The 18383-nt window shown below is 68.6% G+C and carries 22 protein-coding genes and 1 pseudogene; 11 read left to right on the top strand and 12 right to left on the bottom strand.

Annotated features, from left to right (window positions below):
• Window positions 1-82: 82 nt before the first annotated feature.
• Complete coding sequence (locus OG579_RS07325; protein ID WP_328858606.1) at window positions 83-1465, bottom strand: condensation domain-containing protein; 1383 nt, start codon at window positions 1463-1465, stop codon at window positions 83-85.
• Window positions 1466-1567: 102 nt separating this feature from the next.
• Here OG579_RS07325 and OG579_RS07330 point away from each other — a divergent pair, with 102 nt between their 5' ends.
• The gene (locus OG579_RS07330; protein WP_328858607.1) at window positions 1568-2188 is read left to right on the top strand and encodes a DUF4190 domain-containing protein; all 621 of its coding nucleotides are present in this window, start codon (window positions 1568-1570) and stop codon (window positions 2186-2188) included.
• Window positions 2189-2285: 97 nt separating this feature from the next.
• On the opposite strand, the pseudogene rpsQ reads toward OG579_RS07330, so the two are convergent.
• The 11 genes and pseudogenes from rpsQ to rpsJ all read right to left on the bottom strand — a co-directional run.
• Window positions 2286-2552, bottom strand: a pseudogene (gene rpsQ, locus OG579_RS07335) (30S ribosomal protein S17); the annotation flags it as partial.
• A 23-nt stretch (window positions 2553-2575) separates the two neighbouring features.
• Window positions 2576-2824, bottom strand: coding sequence for a 50S ribosomal protein L29 (gene rpmC, locus OG579_RS07340; RefSeq protein WP_045823697.1), 249 nt, complete (start codon window positions 2822-2824; stop codon window positions 2576-2578).
• Complete coding sequence (gene rplP, locus OG579_RS07345; protein WP_045823698.1) at window positions 2824-3240, bottom strand: 50S ribosomal protein L16; 417 nt, start codon at window positions 3238-3240, stop codon at window positions 2824-2826. Before rplP ends, rpmC begins: the two co-directional genes overlap by 1 nt.
• 3 nt (window positions 3241-3243) lie before the next feature.
• Complete coding sequence (gene rpsC, locus OG579_RS07350; RefSeq protein WP_045823699.1) at window positions 3244-4083, bottom strand: 30S ribosomal protein S3; 840 nt, start codon at window positions 4081-4083, stop codon at window positions 3244-3246.
• Window positions 4083-4541: a 50S ribosomal protein L22 gene (gene rplV / locus OG579_RS07355; RefSeq protein ID WP_328858608.1), complete on the bottom strand. Its 459-nt coding sequence runs from the start codon at window positions 4539-4541 to the stop codon at window positions 4083-4085. The genes rpsC and rplV overlap by 1 nt, the downstream gene beginning before the upstream one ends.
• Window positions 4538-4819 carry a 30S ribosomal protein S19 gene (gene rpsS, locus OG579_RS07360; RefSeq protein ID WP_045823701.1) on the bottom strand — a complete coding sequence of 94 codons (282 nt, stop codon included), beginning with the start codon at window positions 4817-4819 and terminating at the stop codon, window positions 4538-4540. The genes rplV and rpsS overlap by 4 nt, the downstream gene beginning before the upstream one ends.
• Window positions 4820-4836: 17 nt before the next feature.
• Window positions 4837-5673 (bottom strand): 50S ribosomal protein L2, encoded by an 837-nt coding sequence (gene rplB, locus OG579_RS07365; RefSeq protein ID WP_045823702.1) that lies wholly within the window; start codon window positions 5671-5673, stop codon window positions 4837-4839.
• A 43-nt stretch (window positions 5674-5716) separates the two neighbouring features.
• A complete protein-coding gene (gene rplW / locus OG579_RS07370; protein ID WP_045823703.1) occupies window positions 5717-6022 on the bottom strand; it encodes a 50S ribosomal protein L23 in 306 nt (101 codons plus the stop codon).
• Window position 6023: 1 nt separating this feature from the next.
• On the bottom strand, window positions 6024-6713 hold the full coding sequence (gene rplD, locus OG579_RS07375; protein ID WP_045823704.1) for a 50S ribosomal protein L4: 690 nt from the start codon (window positions 6711-6713) through the stop codon (window positions 6024-6026).
• Window positions 6710-7366: a 50S ribosomal protein L3 gene (gene rplC / locus OG579_RS07380; protein ID WP_045823705.1), complete on the bottom strand. Its 657-nt coding sequence runs from the start codon at window positions 7364-7366 to the stop codon at window positions 6710-6712. Before rplC ends, rplD begins: the two co-directional genes overlap by 4 nt.
• Window positions 7367-7401: 35 nt before the next feature.
• A complete protein-coding gene (gene rpsJ, locus OG579_RS07385; protein WP_003938093.1) occupies window positions 7402-7707 on the bottom strand; it encodes a 30S ribosomal protein S10 in 306 nt (101 codons plus the stop codon).
• Between the two features lie 578 nt (window positions 7708-8285).
• Here rpsJ and OG579_RS07390 point away from each other — a divergent pair.
• The 10 genes from OG579_RS07390 (at window position 8286) to OG579_RS07435 (ending at window position 18344) form a co-directional block, all read left to right on the top strand.
• A complete protein-coding gene (locus tag OG579_RS07390) occupies window positions 8286-9032 on the top strand; it encodes a response regulator transcription factor (protein WP_328858609.1) in 747 nt (248 codons plus the stop codon).
• Between the two features lie 29 nt (window positions 9033-9061).
• A complete protein-coding gene (locus OG579_RS07395) occupies window positions 9062-10036 on the top strand; it encodes a HAMP domain-containing sensor histidine kinase (RefSeq protein WP_328859185.1) in 975 nt (324 codons plus the stop codon).
• Window positions 10037-10122: 86 nt separating this feature from the next.
• Complete coding sequence (locus OG579_RS07400) at window positions 10123-11649, top strand: DUF4153 domain-containing protein (RefSeq protein WP_328858610.1); 1527 nt, start codon at window positions 10123-10125, stop codon at window positions 11647-11649.
• Window positions 11650-11666: 17 nt separating this feature from the next.
• Entirely contained in the window at window positions 11667-12170 is a 504-nt protein-coding gene (locus tag OG579_RS07405; RefSeq protein WP_328858611.1) for a hotdog fold domain-containing protein, read from the top strand.
• Between the two features lie 159 nt (window positions 12171-12329).
• Window positions 12330-13043, top strand: a complete 714-nt coding sequence (locus tag OG579_RS07410) for a GntR family transcriptional regulator (protein ID WP_328858612.1) — start codon at window positions 12330-12332, stop codon at window positions 13041-13043.
• Between the two features lie 99 nt (window positions 13044-13142).
• Window positions 13143-14708 carry an NCS1 family nucleobase:cation symporter-1 gene (locus OG579_RS07415; RefSeq protein ID WP_328858613.1) on the top strand — a complete coding sequence of 522 codons (1566 nt, stop codon included), beginning with the start codon at window positions 13143-13145 and terminating at the stop codon, window positions 14706-14708.
• 18 nt (window positions 14709-14726) lie between these two features.
• Window positions 14727-15467 carry an aspartate/glutamate racemase family protein gene (locus OG579_RS07420; protein WP_328858614.1) on the top strand — a complete coding sequence of 247 codons (741 nt, stop codon included), beginning with the start codon at window positions 14727-14729 and terminating at the stop codon, window positions 15465-15467.
• 101 nt (window positions 15468-15568) lie between these two features.
• The gene (locus tag OG579_RS07425; RefSeq protein WP_408068761.1) at window positions 15569-16366 is read left to right on the top strand and encodes a glycosyltransferase family protein; all 798 of its coding nucleotides are present in this window, start codon (window positions 15569-15571) and stop codon (window positions 16364-16366) included.
• 85 nt (window positions 16367-16451) lie between these two features.
• Window positions 16452-17258, top strand: a complete 807-nt coding sequence (locus OG579_RS07430) for a glycosyltransferase family protein (RefSeq protein WP_328858616.1) — start codon at window positions 16452-16454, stop codon at window positions 17256-17258.
• A gap of 183 nt (window positions 17259-17441) precedes the next feature.
• Window positions 17442-18344: an esterase/lipase family protein gene (locus OG579_RS07435; RefSeq protein WP_328858617.1), complete on the top strand. Its 903-nt coding sequence runs from the start codon at window positions 17442-17444 to the stop codon at window positions 18342-18344.
• The last annotated feature ends 39 nt before the right edge of the window (window positions 18345-18383 follow it).

Genomic DNA, 18383 nt, shown 5'->3' on the forward strand with positions numbered 1-18383 from the left:
CACCCCCGTGTGCACCGAGCGCTCGATCTGTGCACATGGGCGTTGTCCGGCAATCCGGTCCGCACCGATTGACAGGTGACTCTCAGCGGACGGTCAGGCCACCTCTGATCATCGACCCGATGGTGGCGATCGGATCGCCGGGGCGGGCGAGGAACTCGTCGAGGAACACCAGGAAGGCGTCGAGGTGCGCGGCGATCTCGGCCTGGGAGTACATGGTCGAGTTGCCGTGCAGATCCACGCGGATCGGCAGACCCGCACCCGCCTGGTAGAGGTTGATCCGCAGGTCCTCGAGGATGCCGGAGGACACGATGTGGTAGCTCACCCGGGCGCCGTGCAGCTGCAGCGGTTTCTCGAAGAACACCAGATTCACGATGGGGCCGAACGTGACCCGTCGCTCGTCGAGACCGGCGATCCGGGCGATGTCGGCGAACCGGTACCTCTGGTGGCGCAGACATCCGGTGAGCTCCGAACCGACCACGGCCACCAGGGATTCGGGCGTGTGACGCGCGACGGCGTCGACACGCACCGGCAGCATGTTGGCCACCATTCCACCCGCACGTTTGATCTTCGCCGTGACCCGCCCGGTGATGGGCAGCGTCAGCACGACGTCGTCGCGGTCGGCGGCCACCGCGAGGAAGGCACCGAACGCCGACGCGAGCAGCGGCGCGGCCGACCCGCCGAACTGCTCGGCGCGCGCGTCGAGCATGGTGCGGGTGTCGGCCGAGAGCTCGCGGCCGGCGATCGCGTGATCGGGATGGAGCCGACCGGATTGCGCGGGTGCCAACGACACCGGCGCCGGGAGATCGGCCACCCGCTCCGACCAGTGGGCCGCGTCGGCGTCGCGGCGCGACCCCGATCGGTACCGCTCGTCGTCGGCCGTCACCTCGGCCAGGGTGGCCCGCGGGGCCACCTCGTAGGTCTCGCCCGACAGGGCGGCGTTGTAGCGGTCGACGCCCTCGTGCAGGCAGGTCAGTGCCGCGAACCCGTCGAAGGCGATGTGGTGACCCCGCAGATACCAGAAGGTGCGGTCATCGGCCACGCGGATGAAGGCCGACACCGCCATCGGGTCGGCGGTGAGGTCCATCGTCGCGGTGTGGTCGGCGCGCATCCACTCGTGCGCCGCGGCGAGCGGATCGGGCTCGGAACGCAGATCGACCGTCGTGACGTCGAAGGCGACGTCGGGGTCGGGGTCGACGAACTGTCGTGGTTCGCCGTCGACGAGCACGAACCGGGAGTACGCCGTCTCGAGCAGCCGCGCACCCTCGATGACGCCGCGGCGGAACACCTCGGGATCGAAGGGGTGGCCATCATCGGTGATGTCGAGATAGTGGGCGACGGTGACCGAGTAGTCGTCCTGCAACTGCTCGGCGGCCCACATCTCCTCCTGGGCGGCCGTCAATCCGAAGGTCCTCTGCTCGACCACGCCGGGCTCCCCCGGTCCGTCCACGACCTCGGTCACAGCCATCCCCTCCTGCGCCGACTCCCCCGTCGGCACGAGGAACGATGGTAACCGACGACGCTCCGGCGGAACCGGTGTCGGTCATCTGTCCTGTGGTACAACGCTTCGATGAGCACACCCCACGAGCCCTGGTCGAACGGCGACGAGAAGCCCGACCTCCAGAAATCCACTCCGCCGCCGTATCCCGGCGCCTCGGACCCGGCGTATCCGCCGCCGCCCGTCCAGTCCCCGTACGGACAACCCCAGTACGAGCAACCTCAGTACGAGCAACCTCAGTACGAGCAACCCCAGTACGAGCAACCCCAGTACGGACAGCAGCCGCCCTACGGACAGCCGCAGTACGGACAGCCCCCGCACGGGCAGCCCCCGCACGGGCAGCAGCCGCCGTATGGCCAACCCCAGTACGGACAGGCCCCCTACGGTCAAGCGCAGTTCGGTGCGCCCGCTTTCGGTGCACCACAGAACAACACGCTCGCCGTGGTCTCGCTGGTCACGGGCATCCTGTCGATCCCCGCGCTGCTGCTCTGCTACCTCGGGGTGCCGCTGGCGATCGCGGCGCTCATCACCGGTTTCCTCGCCCGAGGTCAGATCACCCGCGAGCCCGCGCGCTTCCGCGGTACCGGTCAGGCGACGGCCGGGATCATCTGCGGCGCCATCAGTCTCGTATTGCTGGTGCTGCTGATCGTCCTCATCGTCGCGGTCGGACTGAGTTCACCCACCGACTTCTGAGGTCGGTCGCGACACCGGTTCGCACACACAGAACGACCCGCCACCGGAATCCGGTGGCGGGTCGTTCCGCTCTACGTGGGTCGTGATGCGAGAGGGCTTACTTGGCCTTCTCGAGGACCTCGACGAGGCGCCAGCGCTTGGTGGCGCTCAGCGGGCGGGTCTCCATGAGACGCACGCGGTCGCCGATGCCGGCGATCTCCTGCTCGTCATGGGCCTTCACCTTCGAGGTGGTGCGGATGATCTTGCCGTAGAGGGGATGCTTCACGCGGTCCTCGAGCTCGACCACGATCGTCTTCTGCATCTTGTCGCTCACGACATAACCGACGCGCACCTTGCGCTGTGCGCGCGGCTTCGTTTCGGGTGTTGTCACAGTGGTGTCCTTCTCGCTCATGCGTCGTCACCGACCGTCGCGTCGGAGTCCGGGCCGCCGGCGAGTCCGAGCTCGCGCTCACGCATCACGGTGTAGACGCGTGCGATCTCACGACGGACCAGCCGCAGACGGCGGTTGTTGTCGAGCTGTCCGGTCGCCATCTGGAAGCGCAGGTTGAACAGCTCTTCCTTCGACTCGCGCAGACGCTCGAGGAGTTCTGTGTCACCGAGCTCGCGGAGCTCGGCGGCAGCGATACCGAGTGCCATCAGAACGACTCCTCTCGTGTCACGATGCGGGTCTTGATGGGCAGCTTGTGCTGCGCGCGGCGCAGGGCCTCGCGAGCGGTGTGCTCATCGGGGTAGCTCATCTCGAACAGCACGCGACCGGGCTTGACCGGCGCGACCCACCACTCGGGCGAACCCTTACCGGAACCCATGCGGGTCTCGGCGGGTTTCTTGGTCAGCGGGCGGTCGGGGAAGATGTTGATCCACACCTTGCCGCCACGCTTGATGTGCCGGTTGATCGCGATACGCGCGGACTCGATCTGACGGTTGGTGATGTACGCGCTCTCCAGTGCCTGGATGCCGTAGTCACCGAACGTCACCTTGGTGCCGCCCTTGGCCTGCCCCTTGAGGCTGGGGTGGTGCTGCTTGCGGTGCTTGACCCGGCGTGGGATCAGCATGGGTCAGCCCTCCTGGTTCTCTGTCGGCGCCGTGGCGGTGTCGACCGCGACCGGGGCCTCGGTGGCGACCGCGGTGGCGGTGTCGGCCGCTGCGCGGCCGGCCTCGGTGCTGGTCGCGGTGGTGCCCGAGGCACCGCTGCGGCGCGGACGGGCCGGACGCTCACGACGGGGACGGTCGCCGGCCGGGGCCGACGCGGCGGTGAGCTCGCGCTTGCCGCCGACGATGTCGCCCTTGTAGATCCAGACCTTCACGCCGATACGGCCGAAGGTGGTCTTGGCCTCGTACAGCCCGTAGTCGATGTCGGCACGCAGCGTGTGCAGGGGCACGCGGCCCTCGCGGTAGAACTCGCTGCGGCTCATCTCGGCACCGCCCAGACGACCCGAGCACTGCACCCGGATCCCCTTGACGTTGGGCTGACGCATGGCCGACTGGATCGCCTTGCGCATGGCGCGACGGAACGCGACGCGGTTCGAGAGCTGCTCGGCGACACCCTGTGCCACCAGCTGCGCCTCGGACTCGGCGTTCTTGACCTCGAGGATGTTGAGCTGCACCTGCTTGCCGGTCAGCTTCTCCAGGTCGCCACGGATCCGGTCGGCCTCGGCGCCGCGGCGACCGATGACGATGCCCGGACGGGCGGTGTGGATGTCGACGCGGACGCGGTCACGCGTGCGCTCGATCTCCACCTTGGCGATGCCGGCGCGCTCGAGGCCGGTGGCCAGGAGCTTGCGGATGGCGACATCCTCTTTCACGTAGTCCGCGTACTGCTTGTCGGCGTACCACCGCGACTTCCAGTCGGTGGTGATACCCAGACGGAAGCCGTGCGGGTTGATCTTCTGGCCCACTACTGAGCTCCCTTGCTTGTCTTCGCGGCGGCCTTCTGCGACACGGCCTTCTTGGGTGTCTTCGACCGGCTGCGACCCGACGGGGCCGAGGCGGTGACGCTCTCGACGACCACGGTGATGTGGCTGGTGCGCTTGCGGATCCGGAACGCGCGCCCCTGGGCACGCGGACGGAAACGCTTCATCGTGGGGCCCTCGTCGGCGAACGCCTGCGAGACGACCAGCGTGCGCCGGTCGAGTCCCAGGTTGTTCTCCGCGTTGGCCGCGGCACTCGCGACGACCTTGGCGACGGGCTCGCTCGCGGCCTGCGGCGCGAACAGCAGGATGTCGAGCGCCTCGTCGACGTTCTTGCCGCGGACGAGATCGATGACGCGGCGGGCCTTCATCGGCGTGACGCGAACGAACTTCGCGGTGGCCTTGGCCGTCGGGTTCAGAGTCTCCGGGCTCTTGGCTGCACTCATCGCCTCTTCGCCTTCCGGTCGTCCTTGATGTGTCCCTTGAACGTGCGCGTCGGTGCGAACTCACCGAGCTTGTGTCCGACCATCGAATCCGAGACGAACACCGGCACGTGCTTGCGACCGTCGTGGACGGCGAAGGTGTGACCGATGAAGTCGGGGATGATCGTCGAGCGGCGCGACCAGGTCTTGATGACCTGCTTGGTGCCCTTCTCGTTCTGGACGTCCACCTTCTTCAGGAGGTGGTCGTCGACGAACGGGCCTTTCTTCAGACTGCGTGGCATCTGCTACTCCCTCCTGCTTATCGCTTGTTCTTGCCGGTACGGCGGCGGCGGACGATCAACTGATCACTGGGCTTGTTGCGGCGGGTGCGGCCTTCCGGCTGTCCCCACGGGCTGACCGGGTGGCGACCACCGGAGGTCTTGCCCTCACCACCACCGTGCGGGTGGTCGACCGGGTTCATGACGACACCACGGACGGTGGGGCGCTTGCCCTTCCAGCGCATACGGCCGGCCTTGCCCCAGTTGATGTTGCTCTGCTCGGCGTTGCCGACCTCGCCGACGGTGGCGCGGCAGCGCACGTCGACGCGGCGGATCTCACCCGAGGGCATGCGCAGGGTGGCGTGTGCACCCTCCTTGCCCAGCAGCTGGATCGAGGCGCCGGCACTGCGGGCCATCTTCGCGCCACCACCGGGACGCAGTTCCACGGCGTGGATCTGGGTACCGGTCGGGATGTTGCGGAGCGGCAGGTTGTTGCCGGGCTTGATGTCGGCGGTTGCCCCCGACTCCACGACGTCGCCCTGGTTGAGCCCCTTCGGCGCGATGATGTAGCGCTTCTCGCCGTCGAGGTAGTGCAGGAGCGCGATGCGCGCGGTGCGGTTGGGGTCGTACTCGATGTGAGCGACCTTGGCGTTGACGCCGTCCTTGTCGTTGCGACGGAAGTCGATCAGTCGGTAGGCGCGCTTGTGCCCGCCACCCTTGTGCCGGGTGGTGATGCGTCCGTGCGCGTTACGACCGCCGCGACCGTGCAGCGGGCGGACGAGCGACTTCTCCGGGTGGTCACGGGTGACCTCGGCGAAGTCGGCGCCACTGGCGCCGCGGCGGCCCGGTGTCGTCGGCTTGTACTTACGAATGGCCATGAGTCTTCTTGTCCTCTACTTCTTCCCAGGGGTACCGGCGGCGTCAGCCGACCGGCCCTCCGAAGATCTCGATGGGCTTGCTGTCTGCGGTCAGCGTGACGATGGCGCGCTTGGTGTCCTTGCGCTTGCCGTAGCCCGACCGGGTGCGCTTGCGCTTGCCCTGACGGTTGGCGGTGTTCACGCTCACGACCGAGACATCGAAGATCTTCTCGATGGCGATCTTGATCTGGGTCTTGTTGGACTCCGGGTGCACGATGAACGTGTACACGTTGTCCTCGATCAGTCCGTAGGACTTCTCCGAGATCACCGGCGCGAGGATGATGTCGCGCGGATCTGCCTCAACAGTCATCTCAGGCCTCCTTCTCGTCTGTCTTCACCGCGCGCGAGACGAACGCGTTGAGCGCCTCGACGCTGAACACGACCTCGTCTGAATCGAGCACGTCGTAGGTGTTGAGCTGATCGGGCGTGATCGGCAGCACGTACTGCAGGTTCGCGACCGACTTCCACGCCGCGGTGTCCTCGCGGCCGATGACGACCAGGAACTTGCGGCGATCCGACAGCGCCTCGAGGAACGTCCGCGCGGCCTTCGTCGACGGGTCCTGCCCGGCGACGAGTTCGGTGATCACGTGGATGCGCTCGTTGCGCGCCCGGTCCGAGAGGGCTCCGCGCAGGGCGGCGGCCTTCATCTTCTTGGGGGTGCGCTGGCTGTAGTCACGCGGCTTCGGGCCGTGCACGACGCCACCACCGGTGAACTGCGGGGCGCGGGTCGAGCCCTGACGGGCGCGGCCGGTTCCCTTCTGGCGGTACGGCTTCGCGCCACCGCCGGAGACCTCGGCGCGGGTCTTGGCCGAATGCGTGCCCTGCCGTGCGGCGGCCTGCTGCGCGATGACCACCTGGTGCATCAGCGCGATGTTGGCCGGCGCGTCGAAGATCTCGGCGGGGAGCTCGACGGTGCCGTCGGTCTTGCCGTCGGCGGTCTTGACGTCGAGGGTCAGCTTGGTGGCTGCGTCGCCCGTCGACTTCGTGGTGTTGACGCTCATACGGTCACACCGCCTTTCACTGCGTCGCGGACGATCACGACGCCGCCCTTGCGACCCGGGATCGCTCCCTTGATCAGCAGGAGGCCGGCCTCGGCATCGACCTTGTGCACGGTCAGGTTCTGGGTGGTGACGCGCTCGTTGCCCATGCGTCCGGCCATCCGCATGCCCTTGAACACGCGACCCGGGGTGGCGCAGCCACCGATCGAGCCGGGTGCGCGGTGCACGCGGTGGGCACCGTGGCTCGCGCCCAGGCCCTTGAAGCCGTGGCGCTTCATGACGCCCGCGAAGCCCTTGCCCTTCGAGGTGCCGGTCACGTCGACGACGGCGCCGTCGGCGAAGATCTCGGCGGTGAGCTCCTGGCCCACGGTGAAGGAGGACGCGTCGTCGACGCGGAGTTCGGCCAGGTGGCGGCGCGGCGTGACGCCGGCCTTGGCGAACTGTCCTGCGACCGGCTTGGTCACCTTCCGCGGATCGATCGCACCGAAGGCGAGCTGGACGGCGACGTAGCCGTCGGTCTCCTTCGTGCGGATCTGCGTGATCACGTTCGGTCCGGCCTTCACGACGGTCACCGGCACGACCCGGTTGTTCTCGTCGAAGACCTGGGTCATCCCGAGCTTGGTGCCCAGGATTCCCTTTCCGTTCTTCTGTGTCATATCTGTGTCAGTCCCTCTTCGGCGCTCTGGCTCGTCTACTGGATGTTGACGTCGACGCTGGCCGGCAGATCGATGCGCATCAGGGCGTCAACGGTCTTGGGCGTGGGGTCGAGGATGTCGATCAGACGCTTGTGCGTCCGCATCTCGAAGTGCTCGCGAGAGTCCTTGTACTTGTGCGGCGAACGAATCACGCAGTACACGTTCTTCTCGGTGGGCAACGGCACCGGGCCGACCACGCGAGCCCCGGTACGGGTCACGGTCTCCACGATCTTGCGCGCCGAAGCGTCGATCGCCTCATGGTCATAGGCCTTGAGCCTGATGCGGATCTTTTGTCCCGCCACGCTGTGTCCTCTTCCGTCTGGTGTCTAGTCGGCAGATCGCCGCGCGAGCGCGGCCACAGATGACCACCGCACGCAGGCGTCCTGCGCGCTACCGGCGAACCCTCGCCGGAGGTGATCGACACTGTTCATCTGTCGTTGTGCGTTCGACCCGTCACGACGTGCGTCGATACGGGCCTGGTCGAGCTGGCCGGGTGCGGATCTCTCCGACACCCGAGGTCGGGCGTGTCGTTTGCTCGAACACATCTGTGGCGACATGTCCGGGCCATTGCGTCATCTGCCGTGAACCTCACCGATCCGGCCACTTGGTGGCGCCGAGATCGGACATCCGTGCTTGTCGAACGAGTGCGGTCCGATGCCCCGAGCAGTTCGTCTCCGCTTGCTCCGTCAGCCACACTCGTACCCGATCGAGGCCGCACGAGAGCGCGTACCCGATCAGGGCAACCCGAACAGTATGCAACAGATGCCGGGCGGGGCCAAATTGCCTCCCGTGGGCGGACCACCCGGCGACAGCGGGGTCTTCACAGAGTCTGCACATGATCTGCGCGGCATGTGGACAACCGGTCACTACCGTCTCAGCCATGGAGCCAGCGGAGAACGGGACAGGCGAGATCGGGGCGGGCCCGTCGGTGCTCGTGGTCGACGACGAACCGGTCATCCGGACGTCCATCGCCGAGCGGATGCGCGCGGAGGGGTTCGTCGTCCGCACCGCCGACACCGGCCCCGACGCCCTCGACCGCCACCGCGAGTCGGTGCCCGACGTGGTGATCCTCGACCTGATGCTCCCCGGGATCGACGGCCTCGAGGTGTGCCGGCAGATGCAGACCCACACCCCGACCCCGGTGTTGATGCTGACCGCGCGCTCGGAGGAGACCGACCTCGTCATCGGGCTGGGGGTGGGCGCCGACGACTACCTGGCCAAGCCGTTCTCCATGCGCGAGCTCGTCGCCCGCACCCGTGCGCTACTGCGTCGGGTGGAGCGCTACCCCTCGCCCGACACCTCCGCCTCGGCCGAGGCTGACGTCGCGACGTTCGGGAATCTCCGCATCGACCACAGCGCCCGACAGGTCACGGTCGCCGCCGCGGCCGTGCATCTCACGCGCACCGAGTTCGACCTGCTCGCCACCCTCGCGCGCCATCCCGGTGCGGTCCTCAGTCGTGGGCAGCTGCTGGAGACGGTGTGGGGATGGGCCGAGGCCGGCGAGACACGCACCGTCGACTCCCACATTCGCTCGCTGCGTCAGAAGGTGGGCGCCCACCATATCCGGACCGTGCACGGGGTCGGCTATGCGCTCGACGCCCGCCCCGACGCGACCGGCCGGCCGTGACGCCCGGCCTGCCGCGACCGCTCGACGCGATGCGGTCGTTCAAGTTCAAGACCGCCGTGGTGGTCGGCACCGCACTGTTCACCTCGAGCGTGTCGTTCTGGGTGACCGCGCAGTGGCAATTCCGGTACGCGTTGCTGATGGCCCTGGCCGTCGCGTTCGTGGTGACGTGGGTGCTGGCCCACGGCATGACCTCGCCCCTGCGGGAGATGACCGGTGCGGTGCGGCGGATGTCGCAGGGCGACTACACCGGTCGGGTGCGGGCCACCTCGCGTGACGAGATCGGCACCCTCGCCACGGCGTTCAACCAGATGGCCGCCGACCTCGCCGAGACCGACACCTACCGCCGGGAGGTCATCGGCAACGTCGCCCACGAGCTGCGCACCCCGGTCGCGGCGTTGCACGCCGTGTTGGAGAACCTCGTCGACGGCGTGGCGACCCCCGACCGCGAGACCCTCGACCTGGCACTGAACCAGACCGAGCGGCTGGGGCGACTCATCACCGACCTCCTCGACCTCTCCCGTGTCGAGGGCGGCGCGGTCGCCCTGCACCGGGGTCCGGTCCACCTACACGGCTTCGCCTCCGACGCCGTCGCCGAGTGTCGCCTGCGCAACCGCAGCAGCGGATCCCGCACCGACGTCACCTTCCACAACGCCGTCCCCACCGACCTCACGGTCGAGGCCGACGAGGCGCGACTGCACCAGGTGTTCGCCAACCTCCTCGACAACGCGACCCGCCATTCCCCTCCGGGCGGCACCGTCGCGATCGCGGCGCGGTCCGAACCGACGGCCACGGTCATCGAGGTGGCCGACCAGGGTCCCGGCGTCGCACCCGCCGAGCGCAGCCGCATCTTCGAGCGGTTCACCCGCGGCGGTTCGCGCGACGGCCAGACCGGGTTGGGACTGGCCATCGCACGCTGGGCGATCGCCCTCCACGACGGCGAGATCGACGTCGTCGACGACCCCGACGGCTGCCGGATCCGCGTGCGACTCCCGGCCGCCCGCTGACCGCACTCCCCTGATCTCGCTCACCTCCTCCTGAGACCGCGCCGCCCGGCGCACACCACACCCGTTCGACGAGAGGCGATACCCCCATGCCCGAATCAGTCCAGCCCGACACGACGCCGCCCTCGCCGGGCCTGCCGTGGGGAGACGAACCGTACGACGACACGCGGTGGTGGATGGTCGACACCGAGCCCGACACCCCGGTCGCCGCCCCACGCCGCGTGCTCGTCGTGGTGGTCCTCACCGCCATCGCGGCGGCGGTGTCGATGCCGTCGCAGGCCTCGGGGATCGGGGTGCCGCTCATCGGCATCACGGTCATCGCCGCGGTGCTGGTCGGATCGCCGCGTCGCCCCTCGGTCGCCGGCATCCTCGCCGTCGTCGCGGTCGTGGCCCTGCTGTCGGTGGCGGCGTGGCGCAGCGCCGGGTGGGTGAGCGCGACGTGCCTCGCGCTCGCCGTCGTCACCGCTCTCGCGGTGGTGGTCGACGCGCGGTCTGTGCGGGAGACGGCATTGGGAGCGGTCCTGCCGATCGTGTTCGCGCCGCAGGCCGTGTGGTGGGTGTCGCGCACCGTGGCCGACGCGCGGGCCGGGCGACGTATCGACAACGTCCGCGGAGTCGCGGCCGTCGCCGCACTGACGGTCGTGCTGGCCGTGGTCTTCGGCGCCCTGTTCGCGACCGCCGACACGAGGTTCGCCGACCTCCTCGACGACGTCACCCCCGACCTCGGCCCGGTGAGCGTCGGGCCGCAGGTCGTGGTGGGGCTCGCGGCGGCACTCGTCGTCGCGGTCGGTGCCCACCTGCGCTGGGTGCGGCCGCGGTCACCGCATCGACCGGCGGCACCGCGCCCACTGGGCGACACCTGGATGTGGGCCGTCCCCGCGGGCACGGTCCTGGGAATCAGCGTCGCCTTCCTCCTCACCCAGGCCCCGTCGCTGTTCGGGGGCGACGACTACGTCCAGACCACCGCCGGGCTCACCTACGCCGACTACGCCCGCTCGGGCTTCTGGCAGCTGTTCGTCGTCACGGCCCTCACCATCGTCGTGGTCTCGGTCGCGTGGCGCCGCAGCGCCCGCGACACCCGCACCGAGCGGGCCCTCGCCCGGGGGATCCTCGGCGGACTGTGCCTCGCGACGCTGGCCGTCGTCGCCTCGGCACTGCACCGCATGGACCTCTACACCGAGGCGTTCGGTGCAACCCGGCTGCGAGTCGGGGCGAGCGCCGTCGAATGGTGGTTCGCGGCCGTGGTGGTCGTGCTCATGGCCGCGGGCGTCGGGCTCCGGACCCGACACCTGCCCCGGATCATCGCTGCGGTGACGATCGGCGCCGCCCTGGCCTTCGCGGTGTCGAACCCCGATGCCCGCATCGCCGCGACGAACGTCGACCGCTTCGCCGACACCGGCCGCATCGACATCGACTACCTCGCCGGACTGTCACCCGACGCGACCGAGGAACTGCTGCACCTGCCGCGACCGGTGCGCGACTGCGCACTCGCCGCCATCGCCGCCGACGTCGCGCACACCGGGCGGTGGACCGACCTCGACCTCGGACGGGCTCACGCGCGCAGCGCGCTCGACGGCGCCGGCATCGCACCGACGGCCACGTGCCCTCCGCGGTGAGCGGTACGGTGTCGGCCATGACCGAGGCCTCCACCACCCCCCGCCCCGCGAGCACGAACCCGACCTACGCGCTGTGGCGCCGGCTGCCGCAGAACGCGATCGGCGCCGCCGTGTTCTCGCTCGGCATGGTCGCGCGCGTCCCCTACTTCGGCACCATCCTCCCCTCGGTGAAGGAGCTGTCCCCGGGACGCTGCGTCGTCACCGCGCCCAAGTGGTTCGGCGTGCACAACCACATCGGCACCTTCCACGCCATCGCCGCCTGCAACCTCGCCGAGTGCGCCATGGGCATGCTGATGGAGGCCACCGTGCCTGACGGTCTGCGCTGGCTGCCCAAGGGCATGCAGTCGCAGTACCTCGCCAAGGCGACCACCGGGCTGCGGGCCGTGGCCACCCTCGACGAGCCGATCGATCCCGCGACCATCGGCAGCGGAGCCGACGTCGTGGTCGCCATCGCCATCACCGACAAGGCCGGCCTCGAGGTCGTGCACTGTGACATCACCTGCTGGGTGACGCCGAAGTAGAGTCCGGCACCCACCCCACGAGCACGAACGGCATCCCCAGCGGACATCACCTGCTGGGTGACCCCTAAGTAGCACCCGCTTCACCCGGCGACCGACGGCGGGAGTTGCGACAATCGTCGTGTGTGCGGCGGGGTGGTCGTCGCGACGGGAGGAGCGCAGATGCTGCCGGGACGAGGGCGCCACATCGTGTTGCTCGATGCTCTGTCGGCCATCCCGACGGGGCCCTCGCAGGCGAGCGTCCTCGACGGGTTGCGGCGGGTCATCCTCGACGGTGTCGCGGTGCCCGGGTCACCGATCCCGGTCGGTGAGGTCGCGGGAGTCTTCGGCGTCAGCCCCATCCCGGTCCGCGAGGCGCTCAAGACGCTCGTCGGCGAGGGCCTGGTGGGACACGAGACGAACGGCGGATACTTCGTCGCCCAGCTGACCGGCGACGAGCTCCGCGAGATCTATTACGTACGAGGCGTTCTCGAGCGGGCGGCACTGGGGCGGGCGATCGAGCGGGCGACCGCCGACGACCTCGACGCCGCACGCGCGGCCAACGATGCCCTCCTCGAGGCGACAATGACCGCGGATCTTCGTGCCTACCAGGTCAATTCGCGCCGCTTCCACCAGGCGCTGATCGCGCCGTGCGGAATGCACCGCCTCATCAACATGTTCGAGTCGACCTGGAACATCACCGAACCGTTCCAACTCATGCGGACCGCGACCCCGCAGATGCAGACACGTCTGCACGCCGACCACCAGGCCATGATGACGGCGATGGCGCAGCGGGACACCGCCTCGTTGCTCGCCGCCGCCGGCGACCACCACGCACGACTGGAGACGATGATCGTCGGCACCGCAGGCGATCCGGACACCGCCGACCAGCGATGACACCGGCCGACGCGGCCGGCGAAAATATACTCTCGAAGTAACCCGTCAGAAATAACGCGGCCCTAACCTCAGTGGAATTCCACGAATCCAGGAGATGCCATGACCGACGTCGGGACAACGAATGCGGTGGTCGAACCGACGCGCACCAGCGCGGCCGGTGAGAGCGTCATCAAGATCGGCTACCACCAGAACCTCACCAACGAAGACCTCGCGCCGCTGAAGAAGCAGCACTGGACCTCCTACAACATCTTCGCGTTCTGGATGTCGGACGTGCACAGCGTCGGCGGCTACGTGTTCGCGGGAAGCCTGTTCGCACTGGGCATCTCGGCGTGGCAGGTGCTCATCGCACTGCTCGTCGGCATCTTCATGGTGTATTTCCTGTGCAACCTCGTGGCCCGCCCCTCCCAGCAGGCAGGTGTGCCCTACCCGGTGACCACCCGCATCGCCTTCGGCGTACGCGGCGCCAACCTCCCCGCCATCCTGCGCGGCCTCATCGCCGTCGCCTGGTACGGCATCCAGACCTACCTCGCGTCGGTCGCGTTCGGCCTGCTGGCCCTGAAGTTCTGGCCGTCGCTGGCGAGGTTCGACTCGGTCGACGACTACGGCTTCCTCGGCCTGTCGCTGCTCGGTTGGGGCGGGTTCGTCCTGATGTGGGTGCTGCAGGCGATCGTGTTCTGGAACGGCATGGAGACCATCCGCAAGTTCATCGACTTCTGCGGACCAGCGGTCTACGTCGTGATGGTGATCCTCGCCGGCTACCTGATCTACAAGGCCGGCTGGAGCAACGTGCACTTCGATCTCTCGTCGGGCCCGAACAAGAGCGGTTGGGCGTCGATCACGGCGCTGATCAGTGCGATCGCCCTGGTGGTGTCGTACTTCTCCGGACCGATGCTGAACTTCGGCGACTTCTCCCGCTACGGACGCACCTTCGCCGACGTGAAGAAGGGCAACTTCCTCGGACTGCCGGTGAACTTCCTGTTCTTCTCGATCCTCGTGGTCTGCACGGTCTCCGCCGGCGCCACGGTCATCGGCCGCGACAGCGACGGCAACATCATCACCGACCCGGTGCACATCGTCGACCGCATCGACAACACCACCGCTGCGGTCCTGGGCGTGCTGACCTTCGCCATCGCGACCATCGGCATCAACATCGTCGCGAACTTCGTCTCCCCCGCGTTCGACTTCTCCAACGTGGCGCCGACGAAGATCACCTGGCGCATGGGCGGCATGATCGCCGCGATCGGTTCGGTGCTGATCACCCCGTGGAACCTGTTCAACAACCCCTCGGCGATCCACTACACACTCGACACCCTCGGCGCGGTCATCGGACCGCTGTTCGGCGTGCTCATCGCCGACTTCTACCTGGTGAAGAAGAAGCAGATCGTCGTCGACGACCTGTTCAGCATGTCGCCGACCGGGCGGTACTGGTTCCGCAGTGGCGTGAACCCGGTGGCCGTCATCGCCACCGTCGTGGCCGCGGCCGCGGGCATCGCGATCGTCATCGAGGGCACCACCTACATGGCGAGCTACACCTGGTTCGTCGGTGCCGGGCTCGGCTTCGCGATCTACTCGCTGGGGATGCGTCTGCTGCCGCCGAGCTTCATCCACGACAACCCGCCCGCGCCGGTGGCGTCGGCCGCACCCGCCGCCGACGTGTCGGCCTGAGGGAGCAGACTCCAGTACATGCGGATCTGCCTGATCAACCCGAACACCACCACGTCGATGACCGATCTGATGGTCCGCGCCGCGCAGGCGGCCGCCGGATCGGGCACCGAGATCGTCGGGGTCACCTCGTCGATGGGCCCGGCGTCGATCGAGAGCCACTACGACGAGGCCCTGGCGGTGCCGGGTGTGCTCGCGGCCATCACCGCCGATCGCGTCGCCGAGACGCCGTGCGACGCCTACGTGCTGGCGTGTTTCGGCGACCCGGGCCTCGACGCGGCCCGCGAGATCGCCGACGCGCCGGTACTGGGCATCGCACAGGCCGCCATGGCTCTGGCCGCCCTCGTCGGCGGCGGTTTCTCGGTGGTGACCACGCTGTCGCGGACCATCGGTCGCGCCGACGAGCTGACCCATCGGTACGGGGTCGCCGGCCTGTGCCGTGGCCTGCACGCCTGCGACATCCCGGTTCTCGAGCTCGAGACCGACCCCGACACCGAGGCCGTCCTCACCGATGCCTGCGCGCGTGCTCTCACCGACGACGGTTCGGAGTCGGTCGTCCTGGGGTGCGGCGGGATGGCCGACCTGGCCGCACGCATCTCGGCGAAGATCGGGGCACCGGTGATCGACGGTGTCGCGGCCGCCGTGCGCCTGGCCGAGGCTCTCGTCCCGGTCGCCGGGTTCCCCGGACCGGCCAGTGGCGAGTACTCGCGACCCCCCGCCAAGCGGTACACCGGGATGCTCGCCGGCTTCGAACGGTTGTGAGACGTCAAGGTTTCTTCGCCTGTTCAGATGAACATTGCTAATTTGCAACACTTACGGTGCGCATGTACGAAACAATGTGCAATATGTCGAAGTCTCTCCTTGTGACCGTTCCCGTGTACGGCCAGATCGAGTACACCCACGCTCTGGTGGAAGACCTCGAGCAGGAGAAGGCCGACTATCTGATCGTCGACAACAAGGGTGACTACGAACCGGTCGGTGACGAGCGGGTGGTCACACCGGGTCACAACACCGGCTGGGCCGGCGGTTCCAACCTCGGTCTGCGGACGGCGTTCGTCGAGGGCTACGACGCCGCGATGACCCTGAACAACGACGTCCGGCTCTCGCACGGCTACTTCGACGGGCTGCTCGACGACCGCCTCCCCTCCGACGCGGGCGCGGTCGTGGGCCTCTACGACGACGCCGGCGCCCACCCGGCCCTGCTCGCCGACTACGAGGGTCCGGCGCAGGACTACACACCGCGTGACGCCTACCGCCGACTGCCCGCCGTCGACGGCACGGCGCTGATGCTCACCCGCGATGCGTTCGTGGCGACGGGCGGACTCGACGAGCGCAGCTTCGGACGCTTCGGATGGGGCGCCGATCTCGACCTGTGCATGCGGCTGCGCGCCGCCGGCTTCGGCATCTACGCGACCGAGCGGAGCTTCCTCAACCACTTCGGTCGCAAGACCGCCGATGCCGTCGCCGGACGCCGCCGCTACCAGTTCTTCGGCGGCAAGGAGATGGCCCGCGGCCTCAAGAAGCTCTACGGCAACAAGTGGCGCAACGACGTCGTCACCCAGCGTTTCGAGGTCCGCAGTCTCGACGACCACTCGGTCCTGCGCACCGAGACGCCCCGCATGGTGTTCAAGGCCGACCCGGTTCCCGCAGGCGCCCACTAGGCATCGTGATGCCGGGTGAGCCGAACATGCATCACCCGAGGCGAAAACGTCCTCGCAGCCCTCTCATCACGGCGATGATCGGCGTGTGAACAGACCACTGCTGGTGTGTGTGCCGGTGTTCGGTCAGATCGAGTACACCCATGCCCTCATCGGAGATCTCGACCGTGAGGGCGTGGATTTCGTCATCATCGACAATCGTGGCGACTACCGGCCCCTCGGCGGCGAGCGGGTCGTCACACCCGGGACCAACCTGGGATGGGCCGGTGGATCGAATCTGGGATTCCGCACCGCGTTCGCCGAGGGGTACCGCAACGCGGTGACGTTGAACAACGACACACGCCTCTCGCGGGGCTACTTCGACGGGTTGCTCGACGAGCGACTGCCCGACGGCGTCGGGGCGGTGTGCGGCGTCTACGACGATCGCGGCGCGCATCCGGCGTTGCTGTCCGAACACACCGGGGATGCGGCCGACTACACACCTCGCGACGTCTACCGCGACCTGCGGGTGGTGGACGGCACCGGCCTGCTGCTGACCCGCGACGCGTTCATCCGGATCGGCGAACTCGACGAACGCACCTTCGGCCGATTCGCCTGGGGTGCCGATGTCGACCTCTGCATGCGGCTGCGCACCGCGGGCATGTCGGTGGTCGCCACCGAACGCAGCTTCCTCAACCATTTCGGCAGGAAGACCGCATCGGCCGAGATCGGCCGCCTGCGCTACGGCGTCCGTGGCTTCCTCGGCATGTCACGCGGACTGACCCGCGTCCACGGACGCGGCTGGACACACCAGACGAACACCGTGTCGTTCGAGCGCTACGACCTCGACACCCACCGACTCCTGGGCACCGACACGCCCCGTCGGCTCCTCGAGGTCACCAAGCCCGCGGCCTGACGGGACCGGGATGTCCGGCCGGACGCCACATCACACCCCGGCAACCATCCGGTAGCGAAACGACGCACCACCGGGCCGTCGGTGGGCAGCTCTCCCCCGTGTCGGTAGCCTCGATGTCGGTTGGGGCTGATGTTGCTGGAGGTACTGATGAGGCGTGTGAGCCTCGCAATGGATCGTGTGCGCGTGTCCCGACTCCTCGTGATCGCCCTGCTGACGATCGCTGCACCGCTCGGTGCGATCGGTTCCGCCGGCGCGGCCCCGGCCCCGGTGACCCCCACGACCGGTGGGTACAACTCCCCCTCGTGTCGGCCCGCACCCGCACATCCGCGCCCGGTGATCCTGGTGCACGGGACCTGGACCGATTCGGCGCAGACCTGGCAGACCCTCGCGCCGGCACTCGCCGGTCAGGGCTACTGCGTGTTCGCGATCGACTACGGCCGACACGCGGCCGGCAGCACCGAGAACCTGATGGACCTCGTGGGTGGCGACACCATCACCCGCTCGGCCACCACGTTGGCGCGCTTCGTCGACCGCTTGCGCCGCGAGACCGGCAGCGCGCGCGTCGACATGGTCGGCCACTCGCAGGGCGCACTCGTCATCCGGCAATACCTGAAGTTCGACGGCGGTGCCCCGGGCGACCCCGCCCGCAACACCGTGAACACGGTGGTCACGTTGGCGGGCACCAACCACGGCACCACGTTCGACCTCAACCAGACCATCGGCGCCATCGGCGAGATGCTCGGTATCCCGGTGGTGCGCCTCGCCGCCACCACCGTCGGCCCGTCGTATGTCGAGCAGATGGTGGGGTCACCGTTCCTCGATCGGCTCAACGCCGGCGGCGACACCCGACCCGGGATCCGCTACGTCGTGGGCGGCACCCGCGACGACACGGTGGTCACCCCGCCCGAACGCACCTTCCTGCGTGCCGGGCCGGGCGCGACGGTCCGCAACACCTGGGTACAGGACGGCTGCGGAACGCGACAGGTCGACCACATGCAGATGACGAGCGATGCCCGCGCGGTGTGGATCGTGCTCGACGCACTCGACCCGACCTATCGGGCGACGCACCCCTCGCCCTGCCGCTGACGCCGTCGGACTCCCCGGGCGGTCGCGACGCCTGACCGG

The sequence above is a fragment of the Williamsia herbipolensis genome, from assembly GCF_036153515.1.
Lineage (GTDB): Bacteria > Actinomycetota > Actinomycetes > Mycobacteriales > Mycobacteriaceae > Williamsia_A > Williamsia_A herbipolensis.

Bases quoted from the DNA above. Each gene is read 5' to 3' on its own strand.
- OG579_RS07400 (WP_328858610.1), top strand. From the start codon at position 10,123: ATGCCCGAATCAGTCCAGCCCGACACGACGCCGCCCTCGCCGGGCCTG.
- rplC (WP_045823705.1), bottom strand. From the start codon at position 7,366: ATGACACAGAAGAACGGAAAGGGAATCCTGGGCACCAAGCTCGGGATG.
- rplV (WP_328858608.1), bottom strand. From the start codon at position 4,541: ATGAGTGCAGCCAAGAGCCCGGAGACTCTGAACCCGACGGCCAAGGCC.
- OG579_RS07420 (WP_328858614.1), top strand. From the start codon at position 14,727: ATGCGGATCTGCCTGATCAACCCGAACACCACCACGTCGATGACCGAT.
- OG579_RS07330 (WP_328858607.1), top strand. From the start codon at position 1,568: ATGAGCACACCCCACGAGCCCTGGTCGAACGGCGACGAGAAGCCCGAC.
- OG579_RS07390 (WP_328858609.1), top strand. From the start codon at position 8,286: ATGGAGCCAGCGGAGAACGGGACAGGCGAGATCGGGGCGGGCCCGTCG.
- rpsS (WP_045823701.1), bottom strand. From the start codon at position 4,819: ATGCCACGCAGTCTGAAGAAAGGCCCGTTCGTCGACGACCACCTCCTG.
- rplP (WP_045823698.1), bottom strand. From the start codon at position 3,240: ATGCTGATCCCACGCCGGGTCAAGCACCGCAAGCAGCACCACCCCAGC.
- rpmC (WP_045823697.1), bottom strand. From the start codon at position 2,824: ATGGCACTCGGTATCGCTGCCGCCGAGCTCCGCGAGCTCGGTGACACA.
- OG579_RS07410 (WP_328858612.1), top strand. From the start codon at position 12,330: ATGCTGCCGGGACGAGGGCGCCACATCGTGTTGCTCGATGCTCTGTCG.
- rplB (WP_045823702.1), bottom strand. From the start codon at position 5,673: ATGGCCATTCGTAAGTACAAGCCGACGACACCGGGCCGCCGCGGCGCC.
- OG579_RS07405 (WP_328858611.1), top strand. From the start codon at position 11,667: ATGACCGAGGCCTCCACCACCCCCCGCCCCGCGAGCACGAACCCGACC.
- OG579_RS07395 (WP_328859185.1), top strand. From the start codon at position 9,062: ATGCGGTCGTTCAAGTTCAAGACCGCCGTGGTGGTCGGCACCGCACTG.
- OG579_RS07415 (WP_328858613.1), top strand. From the start codon at position 13,143: ATGACCGACGTCGGGACAACGAATGCGGTGGTCGAACCGACGCGCACC.
- rplD (WP_045823704.1), bottom strand. From the start codon at position 6,713: ATGAGCGTCAACACCACGAAGTCGACGGGCGACGCAGCCACCAAGCTG.
- OG579_RS07325 (WP_328858606.1), bottom strand. From the start codon at position 1,465: ATGGCTGTGACCGAGGTCGTGGACGGACCGGGGGAGCCCGGCGTGGTC.
- rplW (WP_045823703.1), bottom strand. From the start codon at position 6,022: ATGACTGTTGAGGCAGATCCGCGCGACATCATCCTCGCGCCGGTGATC.